Source organism: Nonomuraea sp. NPDC050022, from assembly GCF_044460705.1.
Taxonomy (GTDB): domain Bacteria; phylum Actinomycetota; class Actinomycetes; order Streptosporangiales; family Streptosporangiaceae; genus Nonomuraea.
The window spans coordinates 455943-470615 of sequence record NZ_JBITKE010000003.1; the positions used below are offsets into that span (position 1 = coordinate 455943).

Annotated in this window: 17 protein-coding genes and 1 riboswitch; of the genes, 6 read left to right on the forward strand and 11 right to left on the reverse strand. The window is 69.9% G+C overall.

Translation table 11 applies throughout. The features are described from left to right. Positions 1 to 2 precede the first annotated feature (2 nt). From ACIBO2_RS13505 to ACIBO2_RS13515, 3 genes are read left to right on the forward strand one after another with little or no spacing between them, the layout of a single operon-like run. Positions 3 to 881: a hypothetical protein gene (locus tag ACIBO2_RS13505; protein ID WP_397297120.1), complete on the forward strand. Its 879-nt coding sequence runs from the start codon at positions 3 to 5 to the stop codon at positions 879 to 881. A gap of 29 nt (positions 882 to 910) precedes the next feature. Further along, on the forward strand, positions 911 to 1285 hold the full coding sequence (locus ACIBO2_RS13510; protein ID WP_225292286.1) for a roadblock/LC7 domain-containing protein: 375 nt from the start codon (positions 911 to 913) through the stop codon (positions 1283 to 1285). Positions 1286 to 1303: 18 nt separating this feature from the next. Then, positions 1304 to 1675, forward strand: a complete 372-nt coding sequence (locus ACIBO2_RS13515; protein WP_358540169.1) for a hypothetical protein — start codon at positions 1304 to 1306, stop codon at positions 1673 to 1675. 130 nt (positions 1676 to 1805) lie between these two features. Here the strand turns inward: ACIBO2_RS13515 and ACIBO2_RS13520 are convergent, their stop codons facing one another. The 4 genes from ACIBO2_RS13520 to ACIBO2_RS13535 form a co-directional block, all read right to left on the reverse strand. Continuing rightward, complete coding sequence (locus tag ACIBO2_RS13520; RefSeq protein WP_358540166.1) at positions 1806 to 2651, reverse strand: alpha/beta hydrolase; 846 nt, start codon at positions 2649 to 2651, stop codon at positions 1806 to 1808. A gap of 125 nt (positions 2652 to 2776) precedes the next feature. After that, a complete protein-coding gene (locus ACIBO2_RS13525) occupies positions 2777 to 3529 on the reverse strand; it encodes a hypothetical protein (protein WP_358540163.1) in 753 nt (250 codons plus the stop codon). Positions 3530 to 3710: 181 nt separating this feature from the next. Next, positions 3711 to 3845: riboswitch (cyclic di-AMP (ydaO/yuaA leader) on the reverse strand. Positions 3846 to 4009: 164 nt separating this feature from the next. Beyond that, positions 4010 to 4210: a DUF5302 domain-containing protein gene (locus ACIBO2_RS13530; RefSeq protein WP_357644044.1), complete on the reverse strand. Its 201-nt coding sequence runs from the start codon at positions 4208 to 4210 to the stop codon at positions 4010 to 4012. Positions 4211 to 4257: 47 nt separating this feature from the next. Next, positions 4258 to 5706 (reverse strand): MDR family MFS transporter, encoded by a 1449-nt coding sequence (locus ACIBO2_RS13535; RefSeq protein WP_397297123.1) that lies wholly within the window; start codon positions 5704 to 5706, stop codon positions 4258 to 4260. Between the two features lie 56 nt (positions 5707 to 5762). Here ACIBO2_RS13535 and ACIBO2_RS13540 point away from each other — a divergent pair, with 56 nt between their 5' ends. Continuing rightward, positions 5763 to 6299, forward strand: coding sequence for a PadR family transcriptional regulator (locus ACIBO2_RS13540; RefSeq protein ID WP_397297125.1), 537 nt, complete (start codon positions 5763 to 5765; stop codon positions 6297 to 6299). A gap of 50 nt (positions 6300 to 6349) precedes the next feature. On the opposite strand, the gene ACIBO2_RS13545 is transcribed toward ACIBO2_RS13540, so the two are convergent. From ACIBO2_RS13545 to ACIBO2_RS13555, 3 genes are all read right to left on the reverse strand, one after another. Further along, positions 6350 to 7207 (reverse strand): aldo/keto reductase, encoded by an 858-nt coding sequence (locus ACIBO2_RS13545; RefSeq protein ID WP_358540155.1) that lies wholly within the window; start codon positions 7205 to 7207, stop codon positions 6350 to 6352. A 43-nt stretch (positions 7208 to 7250) separates the two neighbouring features. Next, positions 7251 to 7907, reverse strand: coding sequence for a CDGSH iron-sulfur domain-containing protein (locus ACIBO2_RS13550; RefSeq protein WP_358540152.1), 657 nt, complete (start codon positions 7905 to 7907; stop codon positions 7251 to 7253). A 94-nt stretch (positions 7908 to 8001) separates the two neighbouring features. After that, the gene (locus ACIBO2_RS13555; protein WP_358540150.1) at positions 8002 to 8430 is read right to left on the reverse strand and encodes a MarR family winged helix-turn-helix transcriptional regulator; all 429 of its coding nucleotides are present in this window, start codon (positions 8428 to 8430) and stop codon (positions 8002 to 8004) included. 67 nt (positions 8431 to 8497) lie between these two features. Here ACIBO2_RS13555 and ACIBO2_RS13560 point away from each other — a divergent pair, with 67 nt between their 5' ends. After that, positions 8498 to 9310, forward strand: a complete 813-nt coding sequence (locus ACIBO2_RS13560) for an SDR family NAD(P)-dependent oxidoreductase (protein ID WP_397297128.1) — start codon at positions 8498 to 8500, stop codon at positions 9308 to 9310. A 2-nt stretch (positions 9311 to 9312) separates the two neighbouring features. Further along, positions 9313 to 9699, forward strand: coding sequence for a nuclear transport factor 2 family protein (locus ACIBO2_RS13565; RefSeq protein WP_358540146.1), 387 nt, complete (start codon positions 9313 to 9315; stop codon positions 9697 to 9699). A 29-nt stretch (positions 9700 to 9728) separates the two neighbouring features. Here the strand turns inward: ACIBO2_RS13565 and ACIBO2_RS13570 are convergent, their stop codons facing one another. The 4 genes from ACIBO2_RS13570 to ACIBO2_RS13585 all read right to left on the reverse strand — a co-directional run bounded on the left by ACIBO2_RS13570 (position 9729) and on the right by ACIBO2_RS13585 (position 14594). Next, positions 9729 to 10046 carry a YbaB/EbfC family nucleoid-associated protein gene (locus ACIBO2_RS13570; protein WP_358540143.1) on the reverse strand — a complete coding sequence of 106 codons (318 nt, stop codon included), beginning with the start codon at positions 10044 to 10046 and terminating at the stop codon, positions 9729 to 9731. Positions 10047 to 10055: 9 nt separating this feature from the next. Then, positions 10056 to 10934 (reverse strand): hypothetical protein, encoded by an 879-nt coding sequence (locus ACIBO2_RS13575; protein ID WP_357956186.1) that lies wholly within the window; start codon positions 10932 to 10934, stop codon positions 10056 to 10058. Further along, positions 10934 to 11641 (reverse strand): hypothetical protein, encoded by a 708-nt coding sequence (locus tag ACIBO2_RS13580; RefSeq protein WP_397297131.1) that lies wholly within the window; start codon positions 11639 to 11641, stop codon positions 10934 to 10936. Before ACIBO2_RS13580 ends, ACIBO2_RS13575 begins: the two co-directional genes overlap by 1 nt. A 91-nt stretch (positions 11642 to 11732) precedes the next feature. Beyond that, complete coding sequence (locus tag ACIBO2_RS13585) at positions 11733 to 14594, reverse strand: response regulator (RefSeq protein WP_358540137.1); 2862 nt, start codon at positions 14592 to 14594, stop codon at positions 11733 to 11735. Positions 14595 to 14673 lie beyond the last annotated feature (79 nt).

Below are 14673 nucleotides of genomic sequence, written 5' to 3' on the forward strand. Positions count from 1 at the left end.
CCATGGCACCGCTGGACACGCTTCTGGCCGGCCTAGCCCGTGAACGGGCCACGGGCGCCCTCCGTGTGGGCCGGGCCGGGACGATCTTCCTCAGCGAGGGCCGGGTCACGTACATGGAGTGCGCCCAGACCCCCGGCGTCGAACGGCTGCTGGCGGCGCGCGGGCGGCTGCCGGAGACCGCGCTGCGCCGGCTGCAGGCCGACGGAGGCTGCGCGCGCCTGCTGGAGGAGGGGCCCGTCACGCTGGGCGAGCTGCAGTACTGCGTGCTCGGGGCCGTCCTGGACGCCGCGTTCTTCCTGCTGCCGGCCGGCGGGTCGCGGCCGAAGTTCCGGCCGGGCGAGCAGCACTGGCTGGGCGGGCAGTGGTTCTTCGACGTGGCGGGCCTGATGCGGGAGTGCGCGCGCCGCCGCGCCTATCTCGCGCAGATCTGGCCGTCCGCCCAGCTGGACGCGGCTCCGGTACGGCCGGCGCGGTGGCTGCCGGGCAGCGGGGTGACTCTGGACTCGGTCCAGTGGGAGGTCGTCACCGGGGCCGGGGCCGGGGCTACACCGCTCGACCTGGCCAAGCGGATCGGCAGGTCCGGCTATTCGGTGTTGCTGGCCGTACGGAGGATGGCGGCGGCCGGGCTGCTGGCACCGCCCGTGGAGACGACCACCACGCGCGCCCCGGAGGAGAGCGCGACGAAGACCGGTGAGCACAGGGCGAAGGCCGCCGCAGGCGGGCAGGGGGCGCTGCCGCAGCGGGGGCGCGTGGCCGCCGATCAACGGCCGCCGCACGATCCCCGCGCCCCGGGCCTGCCGCTCGGCCCGCCGGTCACGGCGGACCCCACGGACCTGGCCCTGCTGATGCGCCTGAAGAAGGCACTGGAGGAGCTGACATGAAGTTCCCCCGCCCGCAAAGGAGGCCACCGGTGGAGCTGCGTGAAGAGGTGCTCAGGGAGATGGTTCTCCTGCGCGAGCGCACTCCGGACATCAGCGGGAGCGTCGCCTGCACGGTCGACGGCATGAGCATCGCCTGCGACAACGCCGACGGCAGTGGCGAGCAGGTCGCCGCACTGTCCGCGGCGCTGCTCGCGCTGAGCAGGCGAATGACGATCATGACGGGCCAGGGCGTACTGGAGGAGACGCTCATCTCCGGCACCGCCGGCTTCGCCGCCTTCTACGCGGCGGGCCCCACCATCGTCCTCGCAGTCCTGGCTGAGCCCGGCACCAATCTCGGGCTGCTCCGGCTGGAGGGGCGCAAGACGGCGGCCAGCGTGGCCGCCATCTCAGCACGGATCCACTGAGCTTGAACGGAGGAAGGCATGGCCAGCATGGACGTCTCTCTCAAGGAGATGATGACGATCGACGGCTCCATCGGCGCGGTGATCGTCGATCACGGCAGCGGCATGGCGCTGGGGGCACTCGGCGGCTCCAAGGACCTGGATCTCCAGGTCGCCGCGGCGGGGAACACGGAGGTGGTCAAGGCCAAGCTGCGCACGATGGACTCGCTGGGGCTCAAGGACTCCATCGAGGACATCCTGATCACGCTAGGCGGCCAGTACCACATCATCCGGCCGATCACCGGCCGCGGCGGCAAGGGGCTCTTCCTCTATCTCGCCCTGGACCGGGCACGGGCCAACCTGGCACTGGCCCGGCACCAGCTCCGCGGGATCGAGGAGAAGCTGGAGATCTGAGAGACCCGGTGGCTCGCGTCCGGGCGCGGCGGACACGAGCCACCGACCTCCACCGATCCCTGACCAGCCTGGTCCTTGAACAGCCCGGTCCTTGAACGACCGACCCCTGACCGGCCTGATCCTTGGTACGTCAGCTCGTGGTGAGCTTGGTGATGGCGCCGACGATGTCCGGCCAGAGCGGCCGGGGCAGGTCGTGGCCCATACCGGGGAACGTCAGCAGCGTGGCGCCCGGAATCGCCGCCGCCGTGGCGTGGCCGGCGGCGACTGGAACGAGAGCGTCGGCCTCGCCATGGATGACCAGGGCGGGGATCCCCAGCGTGCCGAGCCGCTCCGTGCGGTCACCGGAGGCCATGATCGCGGCCAGCTGCCGGGTCGTGCCCGGCGGGTCGAAGCACCGGTCGTACGCCTGGCCGGACAGCCGGAGAATGCGTTCCCGGTCCATGTCGAAGCCTGGCGAGCCGATCACCGCCCAGGTCCTCAAGGACTGGGCGAGCACGGCGTCCCGATCGGTCGGGGGCGCGGCGAGCAGCACCGCGCTGGCCTCCGGCGTGGGCGGGGCCACGTCCGGACCGGGAGTCGACATGATCGAGGTAAGGGTCAGCACCCGTTCGGGGTGCCGGATGGCGAGCGTCTGGGCGATCATCCCGCCCATCGAGGCGCCCACGACGTGGGCGGCGGGCCAGCCGAGGACGTCCATCAGCCCGGCCGCGTCGTCGGCCATGTCATCCAGCAGATACGAAGAGGACGTCCCCAGTGTGGGAACGCCCTCGTCGTGTAGGTGCGTGGAGAGTCCGGAGTCACGGTTGTCGAATCTGACGACGTGATGGCCCTGCTCCGCCAGGAGCTCGCAGAGCTCGTCGTCCCAGTGGATGAGCTGGGCGCCGAGCCCCATGATGAGGAGCAGGGGACGTCCGCCGGGTGAGCCGAAGGACTCGTACGCGATCTCGATGCCGTTCGCGGCTGCAAGCGTGGTCACGAGGTCAGAATGACATTCTGTTTCCCGCGACGCAAAGACCGTCAGCTCCGAAGTCGACGACCATCAAGGCCGTCGGCTCCGGACCTGACGGCCGTCAGCAAGACCGTCTTCGGACCTAACGGCCGTCAGCGCCGGACGAGCTTGCGGATCCGCTCGCGGCCGACCGTCGAGCCGCCGAACATCGCCAGCGCGACCGCCGCGGCGGCGCCACCGATGGCGTTCGACTCGACAACCTTGTTCTCAGCCTTGTCCTCGGCCTTGCCGGCCTTCTTGGCAGCCACCGGCACGGCCTTGGCCGGAGCGGGCTTGACCGCGGCGGGCTTGTCGCCCTCGGCCACGATCTTCGGGGGCTTGGCGGGGTTGTGGTCCACTACGGCGTACGCACCGGTGGAGAAGGGCTGCGGGTAGTTCTTCTTGCCCGGGCCACTGCCCCACTTGGTGATGACGTAGTCGATCTTGATGTGGCCCGCGCCCCCGTTGCCGTCCACGCCCAGCGTGCTGGAGTTGAAGCTGCCACCGGTCAGGGCGGCGAAAGTCTTGGCGTCGAGGTCGAGCATGACGCCGCTGGAGGACGGCACGCCCGGGCCGCGGTCGCCGACGAAGAAGGGCATCTTCTTGCCCTTGTAGACGACGTAGCCCTCGGTCATGAGCGGCCAGCTCGGGCTGGCGGCGAGCCCCTTCTGCATGGGCTTGCCACTGGCCGGCAGCCCGGTGTCCCCGGCGCGGCCGGAGGAGTCGTCCCAGAAGTAGGACGCGGTGGTCTTGCCCTTGAGCAGGACCTTCTTGTCGCTGCCGGTGTCGGCGTGTGCGGCGGTGCCTGCGCCGATGGAGATCGCACCGACGACGGCGGCGGTGAGCATGGCAGATCGAACAGACATGAAGTAGCAAAGTCCTTTATACGGGAACAAGGGGATTGCGCTCGCGAAAGGTGGGCGTAGCCGGGCAAAACGCCAAACGGGCGCTACGCGGAGCGTGGAAGAGCGGGGGGAAGGTGCCGGTCAGTCAGCGGACGACAACACGCGGGCTGGCGGCACGACGCGGGGGTTACGCATGCGGTAGGTGTCCTCTCCATCTCGCCTACCGGGTTAGCTGACGGGTTCGGACGTGGAGATGCCCTACCGACCGCGGTCGGATTCACCCCTAAGGAACATTGGTTCCCCGGTTCCCGCGAGCGGGATTCGGCGCCTGCCGGTTGGTACTCCCCTGTTGAAGCCCCAAAGTCACCGGCTGGTAACTCCATGAACTATAGGTACCGAACCGGACAAAGGCAAACATAAGCCCATGAAACGGGCGAAGATCTACCTAGAGGGTCAAGAAAAAAGGGGGTACGGCATGCCGTACCCCCAGAAAAGCTCAGGTCAACCGCCGCTCTTCCGCCTGAAAGAACGCTTGCTGGCGGCGGGCCCGTGAGCGCCGTGAATCTTGGAAGGGTCGTTGCCCCTGCCACCCGCGCTCGAGTCGGCATGCTGGTTACGCTTGCGCTCCAGCGCCTCGCGGAACTTGCGCTTCATCTCGTCCTCGGGAGTTTCGTCGACTTCCGGCTCCGGTGTTTCCGCCATGAGGACCTCCTGGTGTTGGGGACAAGGACAGCTTCGCATGACGGCGCTCAGGACGCGAAACTGGCCTCGACCTTGGGCTGGGGGGTTTCCCGGTCGATACGCGTACCGGGCATGGCGATCAGGGCGACCAGCGCCACGAGGGCGCCCGCGACCCCCAGCGAGGGGATGACCAGGGCCGCTGCCGAGGCGTGCGCGGCGGCCAGCCCGTGCAGCGGCGTCTCGGTGGCGATGACGGAGGTGTAGGCGGTGCCGGCCAGCGCCAGGGCGACCGAGCCGCCGATCTGGCGGAAGAACGTCAGGTTGGCCGAGGCCGTACCCATGTACTGGGGCGGCACCGAGTCCGACACGGCCACGGTCAGGCCGGAGAGCATCGGGCCCATGCCGAGACCGATCAGCGCCATCCACCCGACGAGCACCCAGGGCGGCGTGTCCAGCGTCAGACCGGCGCACAGCAGCGTGCCCACGACCAGCAGGAACGGCGCCGCCACCAGCCACGGCTTGTAGACGCGCGTCCGGCTGATCAGCGCGCCCACGACCATGCTGCCCACCACCATGGCCAGGGTCAGCGGGTAGATCCGCAGCCCCGACTCGGTGGCGCTGGCGCCGAGCGCCTCCTGGAAGTAGCGCGGCAGGAACACCACACCGGCGAACATGCAGAAGGCGGTGAAGAAGGAGGTCACGTTGACCAGCGTGTACGTACGGTTCCGGAACAGGTGCATGGGCACGATGGGCGCCTCGGCCCGCAACTCCACCACCACGAACACCACGAGCGACACCAGAGCCAGCACGATCGGCCCGATCACCGGCACGCTGGTCCACGTGTGGCCGTCGAGTCCCTTCTCGGTCAGGCCGATGAGCAGCGCGCTGATGGCCACCGTGAAGACCCCGATGCCCAGGTAGTCGGGCCGCCCGCCGCCGTGCCCCGGCAGTCGCGGCAGACGCAGCACGATGATCGCGATCAGCGCCAGGCCGATCGGCACGTTCACATAAAAGGCCCAGCGCCAGCTCGCGTGGTCGGTGAAGAGCCCGCCCAGGAACGGCCCGGCGAGGTAGCTGAGCGCCATCACCCCGCCCATCGCGCCCTGCACCCGCGCCCCGCCCTTCTCCGGCGGGAACAGTTCGAGCACCAGGGCGATCGACAACGGCAGCAGCGCGCCCGCGCCCAAGCCCTGCAACGCGCGGAACAGGATGAGCTGCGTCATGTCCTGCGCCACCCCGCACAACGCCGAGCCCAGGAGGAACACGGACATGCCGATCAACAGCAGCGGCTTCCTGCCGTGCTGGTCCGACAGCCTTCCATAGAGGGGCACGGTAACGGTCGAGGTCAGCAGGTAGGCCGTGACGACCCAGGTGTAGAGATCGACGCCGCCCAGCTCCGTGATGATCCGCGGCAGGGCCGTACCGACGATCGTCTGGTCGAGCATTCCCAAGAACATGCCGCCGAGCACGGCGACCAGCAGGAGGCCATCGCCTCCGCGCTTCGTGTCAGTATTCACGTGTGGAGAGTGACATGTAAGGATTGACATGTCAACCCATTGCTATGCTTGCCGACATGTCCCTACGGATCGCGCTGCTCGGGCTCCTCGACGCCAAGGGGCCGGCCAGCGGCTACGACCTGGCGAAATCCTTCGAGCGGTCGCTCAATCACGTCTGGCAGGCCGGGCACACGCAGATCTACCCGGAGCTGGTGAAGATGGCCGCCGACGGGCTGGTGGCGGTCGAGTCGGAGGGGGCGCGCGGACGGAAGCTGTACGCGATCACGCCCGAGGGCGCGGAGCAGGTGCGCTCCTGGCTGGTCGAGCACGAACCGGTCGGTGCGATACGCAGCGAGGTGGCCCTCCAGGCGTTCCTGCTTCCGCTGCTCGACAAGGAGTCGGCGATCGCGGTGGTCGAGCGCATCAGGGCGGGGTTCCAGCAGCGGCTGGCCGTCCTGGAGTGCAAACCCGAGGACGGGTCGAGGCTCGGCAGGCACGCGCTCAATCTCGGCCTCACGCAGGGCCGCTCGGCGCTCGCCTGGGCCGACGAGACCCTGGCCGAGCTGCGCGGGCTGGAGCCGACCGACCAGCCGGCCCCAGCCCACTTGCAGTAGAGCTAGGAAAGCGTGCAGCTAGGAAAGCGTCCAGTTAAGAAAGCGTCCAGCTAAGAAAGCAGGGACAGCTCCTCGGCGGTGAGGACGAGGTCGGCCGCGGCGGCCGAGTCGACGATGCTCTCCGGCCTGCTCGCCCCGGGGATGGGGATCACCACCGGACTGCGCGCCAGCTCCCAGGCCAGGCAGACCTGCTGCGGCGACACGCCCCGCGCCGCCGCCACCGTGCCGAACGCCGTGTGCTTGCCGCCGAGCTCGGACGCCGAGCTGATGCCGCCCAGCGGCGACCACGGCAGGAACGCCACCCCGAGCTCCGCGCACACGTCGATCTCCGGCTCGCTGGACCGGAACTTCGGCGAGTACTCGTTCTGCACACTGGCCAGCCGCCCACCCAGGATCTCGTGGGCGAGCCTGATCTGCTCCGGATTGGCGTTGGAGATGCCCGCCATCAGGATCTTCCCCGCGTCGAGCAGGTCCCGCAGGCCGCCGAGCGTCTCCTCGTACGGCACGGCGGGGTCGGGCCGGTGATGCTGATAGAGCCCGATCGCCTCCACCCCCAGCGCCTTCAAGGAGCGCTCGCACGCCTCGGCCAAGTAGTCCGGCCGGCCGTTGACCTGCCACCCACCGCCCTCTACCCGGGTGTGGCCGCCCTTGGTGGCCACGAGCACGTCACCGGTGTCGCCGCTCCAGCTCGCCAGGGCCTTGGCCACGATCCGCTCGTTGTGACCCACCTGGTCGGCCGACGGCGTGTAGGCGTCAGCGGTGTCGATGAGGGTGACTCCCGCGTCGAGCGCCGCGTGGATGGTCTTGATCGACTGGGCTTCGTCGGGCATGTGCCCGGCTACGGACATGGGCATGGCACCGAGCCCGATGGCGCCGACACGGGTCTGGCCAATAGATCGTGTGTTCATGAACCCATCCTCCCCAGGCCGCGGAAGTGAAGTCGAACCGGGGTCAGGCGCCGGCAAAACGGATGGTCACGTGCGAGCCATCGCAGAACGGCTTGTTCCTCGAGTTTCCGCACCTGCAGAGCGTGACCCGGTTGCGTACCTCATAGTCCTCGCCGTCGGCCGAGGTGACCGGAATGCCGCCGCGTACCCAGATCGGCCCGCCCACGCCCGCCACCTCGTCCTCGACGATGCCAATGGACGGCGGCAGCTCGGGCTCGATCGGCGAGCGGGACGCCCAGGCGGTGAGCCGGCCTGACGGGCAGTGCGCGGCCTGCCGCGCGGCGGTCTCGCCCTGTCCGGGGATCTTGAGGAGCTTCCATACCTGCCCGTCCGCATCGCAGAAGCGGGCGAAAGCACAGAACGCGGGCGCGTCGGTGAGCGCCAACTCGGGCCCGATTTGCTCCTCCGCCTGCCCCAGGTATGACCGCCGCGAGGCGGTCTCGGTGCCGTCGAACCGCACCCGCTCGTGACTGCCGTCGCAGTAGGGCTTGTTCTGCGAACGGCCGCAACGGCAGAGCTCGTACGACTCCGCGACCGGATAGTCCTCGCCCTGGATCCACTCCGTCGACTGGCCCATCGCGTCGCCGCCGATGACCTGCCTGGCCATGGGGACCGATCCGGTCACCACGTAGGGACCGTCGGGCGTCACCTCGATGCGCATACGTCTCCACCTCCCGCGGGCGGGGGGCCGTGGACCATGCTTCCCGGCAGGCATCGGCCGAAACCCGCAGGCTGAGCCCGCTCTGGCCGCCTGTCTAGTCGCGGATGTTCTGCGCCAGCTGGGTGAGAATCTCCTCGAACGAGGCAGTCTGCTCCTCGCTGAGGCCCACGCGCAGGCGGGTGTCGAAGGCCATCGCCACCTCCCGCAGCCGGTGGAACAACCGCTCCCCTTCCTCGGTCAGCTCGACCACGTGGACGCGCCGGTTGGCGGGGTCCCGGCGGCGGGTCAGCAGGCCGCCGCTCTCCATCGCGTTGAGGTGGTGGGTCAGCGTCGCCCCCTGGATGCCCACCGCCTCGGCGAGCTCGCGCTGGTTGCCCAGCTGCCGGGACTTGATCGAGATGAGGATCTGCCAGACCGGGGCCGACCCGCCCACGGAGGCGAGCGCGTCGTCGAAGGCCCGGCTCACGATCCTGGCGGTGTTGGTGAGCAGCAGGCCGATCGGTGGGCGGAAGGGTGGCATCATGCCGCCGAGTTTAGCAGTGCCATCTAATCGTTTGACATCTAATGCTTCGATATCTATCGTCGGAGACATGCAGCCAAACCCTTCCCTCAACGGCAAAGTCGCGGTCGTGGCGGGGGCCAGCCGCGGCATCGGCGCCGTCACCGCCCAGGCCCTGGCCCAGGCCGGCGCCGCCGTGGTGCTCGGCGCCCGCGACGCGCAGGCGGTCGAACAGGTCGCCGCGGACATCCGCTTCGACGGCGGGCAAGCGCTGGCCGTATCCCTTGACGTCGGTGACGCGGCGTCGAGCGAGCGGCTGGTCCAGCGGGCGCTGGAGACCTTCGGCCGGCTGGACGCGGCCTTCAACAACGCCACCGACGGGCCGATGCCCGCGCCGCTGGCCGACATCGATCCCGACGAGTTCGACCGGGGCATCCGTACGAACGTGCGCGGCACCTTCCTCGGCATGAAGTACCAGATCCGGGCCATGCTCGCCTCAGGTGGCGGGTCGATCGTCAACATGGCCTCGCTCGCCGGGCTCCAGGGCAGCGCGAACCTGAGCGCGTACGTGGCGGGCAAGGCCGGGATCATCGGCCTGACGAAGGTGGCCGCGCTCGACTACGCCGACCAGGGCATCCGCGTCAACGTGGTCGCCCCAGGGCCGATCCTCACCCATCACCTGGAGGCGGCGGGCGAGGAGGCGCAGCGCCTGGCCGGGCTGTCGACGCCCATGCGGCGCATCGGCCGATCAGAAGAGGTGGCCGCGGCGGTCGTGTGGCTCTGCTCCGACCAGTCGTCGTTCATCACCGGAGTGACCTTGCCCATCGACGGCGGGCAGGCGGCGGGCAACAAGCCCGCGCGCATGTACCGCCAAGGCCGGCCCATGGAGAGACAGGAGATCTGATCATGACCATCGACCAGCGACTCGACGAACTCAGCAGGCAGTGGATGGAGGCCGAGCGCCGCGGCGACACCGCAGCGCTCGACGCGCTCACCGTGCCCGACTTCACCCTCGTGGGACCGCTCGGCTTCATCCTGAACAAGGACCAGTGGCTGGCGCGCTACCGCGGCGGCGGCATGGTCACGCACGAGATGAGCTGGGCGGACGTCACCGTACGGGAATACGGCGACACGGCGGTGGCCATCGGCGTACTGGCGCAGCGCGCCGCCTTCCAGGGCACACCGGCCGACGGACGCTTCCGCGTCACCCAGATCTCGGTCAAGGACGGGGACCGGCGCCTGCTGGCGAGCCTCCACTACAGCCCGATCGCGGCCCCACCGGGCCGCCCCTGACCCAGCGTCGCCAGCGGCCGGGCTCGACGTCAGCGGCCGGGCAGCTCGAAGAGGGCCTGGGTGGCGGTGAAGGTCTGGGCGGTCACGTCATCCTCGGCCTGCCGGGCCGCCTCCATTAGGGCCTCGCACAGCGCCTCGGAGCCCAGCCGCATCGCTCGCGGCGCGATGTGCACGCTCGCCAGCCCGCCGCTGGGCAGGACCTCGACCGTCACCTGCCCGTCCGCCGCCACACCGCGCCCCCTGGCCGACTCCAGTCGGCGCCCCACTTCCTCGAACTGAGCCGTCTGTACCGCGAGCTGCGCCAGCGCCCGGTCGATCTCCGGATCGCCGCTCCTGGGTATGGTCATACCGGCTCCTTATCGGTGGAGGATGAACGCCCGGGGGGCGTGCGCCAAAGCGGATCTGAGCGATCCCTGGACGGACATGTCCCCGTTGGCGACCAGCGCGTAGAGGGTCGCCGCCGACGTGGTCCGCCGGAAGAAGTTGCCCATGGGACCGGTGCCGAGCATGGTCTCGGTGAACCTGGTGGCCGGGATGAACTTGCGTACGTCGCGCAAGGCCTTGATACCGCCGTCATAGGCCAGTTCGGCGACGAAGTGCTTGCCCGCGTACTCCCACAGGTTGCCCATCGGCTGGCCGGTGGCGGCGGAGCTCGCCGCGTGCACGCCGGTCTTCACCGTGGCCCACACGACCGAGTCGGCCACGGCGTCGAGTCCTTCGCGCACCGCGTACGTGCCCACGTTGAACTTGCCCACCTTCGCGGCCAGGATGGTCTTCATCAGCTTCTGGAAGATCGTCTTCTCCAGCCTGGCCCGCGCCACGAGCCACTTGAACACGCCCTCGGCCGCGATCCTGGCCGCCGGGTAGAGATAGCCGAACATCATGGTGAACGCCATGGCGGCCAGCTGGGTGCCGATGATCTTGAGCTGTTCCCGGTGTTCCTCCACCGCGTCGGCGTAGTCGTCGCAGCCGTCGGCCAGCTCGTTCAGCGCCGCCCGCATGGCGGCGTATCGAGGGGCGAGCTGGTCGGGCCACACGTCCGCGAAGCGGTCGACCGACCGGCTGTCGTTCGTCTTGAGCACGCCCGCGACCCCGCTCTCCGTGTGCTGCGCGAGCGTGCCGATCGCCTTGGCGAACTCGCGCAGCTCCGTCGCGCGCGCCCGCAGGTTGGACACGTCGGCCACGGGCACGTGTACGTCGGCGAACCAGGCGAGCGCCTGGAACGGATCGAACATCAGGCACCTTCCTTGGCCGGCGGCGTCACGGGGATCGGCGCGTCAGGGAGGTCCAGGGCCGTGGGCAGGGACGCGATGATGTCCTGCTCCAGGTAGTCCCAGAGTTTCTTGAGGCTGCGCAGATTGCCGGCCGCTGTGAAGTTCTTCTCGGCGATGGCGTCCATGTGATGGGTCAGGGCGGCGTAACCGGCGTGGTACCACTCGGCCCAATCGATACCCTCCTCGTCGCCGCCGACGAGGCCGGAGGTGCTTCCCAGCTTCCAGGAGTTCAGCCGGCGCTCCACGACGTCGTCGCCCAGCTTGTCGAAGAGTCCGGCCAGCTCGCGAATGGAGTCCCAGTCGATCTGCACCTGGCCCGACGCGCCCGGCGGCCCGGCGGGCGTCGGGGGCGGGGTGTACGAGTGGGTGGGCGTCGGCGTAGGGCTCGACGCGTCCGGAGGGGTGCTGGACGGCGGGCTCGATGGCGTGGGGGTGCCCGATGGGGAAGGGGTGTCCGACGGAGTCGGGGTCGCCGTGTCCGACGGGGTCGGGGTCGGCGCGGGTGTATCCGGCGGGGTCGGGGTCGGCGTGTCCGACGGGGTCGGGGTCGGCGCGGGTGTATCCGTGGGCGTGGGTGCCGGGGAGTCCGTGGGCGTGGGTGTCGCGGTGGGAGTGTCCGACGGGGTGGGGATGCCCGTGGGACTGGGCTCCTCAGTCGAATCCGCCATTTACCTTCCCCCATTACAAATACGTTAATTCGCGACATAAGCACGCTAGTGACAGAAAATTACTCACACGTTAATAAATCCGTCACCAGGGTTAATTTACTGACATCCAATTCGGCAGCTCGCGCAACAAACCACCCAGCCGATCCACTGATTCCCGCTCGGCAACCCCGCGCTGGGCCGACACCTCGACCCGTTCGCACACCTCGGCCGCCTCGATGAGCCCGACGGTCGCGCAGCTGCCCTTCAACCGGTGCGCGAGCGCGGCCACCCGGGCCAGGTCTTGACCGCGTTCGGCTTGGCGGAGCTCGTCATAGATCGCCATGGCCGTCGAGAGGAACACCTCGGCGATCTCCGTGATATCCCCCTGCGACAGCCCCGCCAGCTCCGGCGGGACCTCTGACGTGGCGGCCCACAGCGGCACCTGGGTCACGACGTACTGCCAGTCCACCGGCTTGGCCAGGTGGTCGTCCATGCCCGCCGCCAGGCAGCGAAGTCGGTCGTCCGGCATCGCGGCGGCGGTCATCGCGATGATCGGCGTGCGCGGCTCCTCGCGCCGCCTGATCTCGGCGGTCGCGGCCAGGCCGTCGAGAACCGGCAACTGGCAGTCCATGAAGACCAGGTCGTACCCGCCCAGGAGCACCGCCGCCACGGCCTGCTTCCCGTCGGCGACGGAGTCGACGTGGTGGCCCGCCCTCCGCAGGACCAGCTCGGCCACCTGGCGGCTCACCTCGTCGTCCTCGGCGACCAGGATCCGCGCCGGTGCGGCGCCGTCGACCGGCACATCCGGCGTTTCGCCGCCCTGCGCGGAGGCAGGCACGGAACCCGGCCCGGCTCCCTGCGCGGGAGTCAGAGCGTTCTCCACGGCGTCGAGCAGCCGGCGGCGGCTGAGCGGCCGGGTCATCGACTGCACGGTCCGCTCGGCCACCGAGATCGGCCAGGCGCGCCCCGAGCGCCCCGGTGTGACGAGCACGACGACACCGGCGTCTCGGAGCAGCGGATCGGCCGACTCCCCGTCGGCCAACGCGAAATCGAGGTCTAGGTCGATGACCGCCAGGTCGAACGGACGTCCCGCCGCGGCACCGGCCCGCAGGGCGGCCAGGGCGGCCGGGCCGTCGGAGGCCGTCTCCACCACCAGACCGGCATCGTCCAGGATGCGCACGGCCAGCGCGAGGTCCTCCGGCCGGGCGTCGGCGACGAGCACCCGCCGTCCGCGCAGCGCGGGCGCGGCCGGGGCCGACCACGTCAGTACGTCCACCGGCAGCGTCACCCAGAACCGGCTCCCCACTCCCTCGACGCTGTCCAGCCCGATCTCACCGCCCATCAGCTCGGTGAGCTGCCTGCTGATGGCCAGGCCGAGGCCGCTCCCGCCGGTCCGCCGGGTGATCGGGGAGTCGACCTGACGGAAGATGCCGAAGACCCGCTCCAGGTCGCCCTGCCCGACGCCCACGCCGGTGTCGGTCACCGTGAACCGCAGCGTGACCCGATCGTCGCCGGGACCGCCTTCGTCGAGGGTCACCTCCAGGTCGACGCCACCCTTGACGGTGAACTTCAGCGCGTTCCCCACGACGTTGGTGAGCACCTGCCCGAGACGTACCGGATCGCCGAGCACCTGTTGCGGCAGGCTGTCGCCGAGCCGCGAGGTGAGCCAGAGCCCCTGCTGGTAGGCGTGCGGCGCGAACGGGGCCACCACCTCGTCGCAGAGTCGGAGCAGGTCGAACGGCACCGACTCCACCTCCAGATGCCCCGCCTCGATCTTCGACAGGTCGAGGAAGTCATCGAGCAGCCGGAGCAGGCTCCGCGCGGACTCCTGCGCCGTGCTCGCGTAGTGGCGTTGCTCGCCGTCGAGCAGGGTGTCCAGCAGCAGGGAGTTCATGCCGAGGACACCGTTGATCGGGGTGCGGATCTCGTGGCTGATCTTGGCGAGAAACTCGGACTTGGCGCCGGACGCGCTCACGGCCTCGTCCCGGGCCACGGCCAGCTCGGCGGCGTACCGGGCGAGCATCCGTTGCGCCCGGCGCCGGCCGCGCGTGGTGTGGATCTGCAGGCCTAACCCGATGAGGATCAGCAGCGCCAGGACGGCGGCGATCGACAGCACCCGTACCCGGAGTTGCTCGGCCGAGGCGAGCGCCGCGTCGGCGGGCACCTCGGCGGTGACCGTCCAGCCGACGTCGGGGATGGGCTCCGACGCCGACAGCACCTTCCCGCCGGCGTCGTGGTGGGTGGTGAAGAGGGTACGGCCGGCCAGCGCCGCGTCCACCCTGGGGTCCTCGCGCAGGGAGGTGAGAGCGTAGAGCTTCCTGCCGGGGTCGGCGACGAGCACGCCCGACTGGTCGGTGATGAGCAGCCGGATCCCCTGCGCCTCGGCGGCCTGCGAGGCGAAGTCCTGGATGGCGTCCAGGCTGTAGACGACGACCAGGACGCCCAGCACGCTCTTGCCGTCGGCGCTCGAGATCACGGCGGCCGCGGCGACGGCCCTGGACACGCCGCGCATCGTGGGCGTGTACGCCTGGGAGATGTAGGGTCGCAGGCGATCGCGGACGGCGACGTACCAGTCGGTGCTGCTGACGTCCTGGGGCAGCACGCTCGTCGGCTCGGCGCCGGCGATGTCGCCCCGGAGCCCGATCACGATCACACCGCCGACTCCGGCGCGCATCCTGCCCAGTTCCTCGCGGAACCCGATCATCGTTTCGCGGCCCACCGGCTTGCCGGAGGTCGCCGCGGCGCGCACCTCGGGCCGCTGGGCGTACGCGCTGACGAGCTGCTTGAGCGAGCCAAGCTGCTGCTCCACCACGACCCGGCTGACCGAGGCGGTGGTTCGCACCCGGTCGCCGACCTCGTCGCCGACCGCTTCCGCCGACAGCGTGATGCTGGACGAGGTCAGCAGCGCCAGCGGGAGCAGGCCGAGCAGAATCCACAGCGCAGTCACTGCCAGGAGCCATCCGCGCTCTCTCACCAGTGATCACCTCCCCCACGGCTCACCGGCCGCTGACACGCATCACACAGTAAGAGGGAAGAGCTTGGGGCGAAGCCCC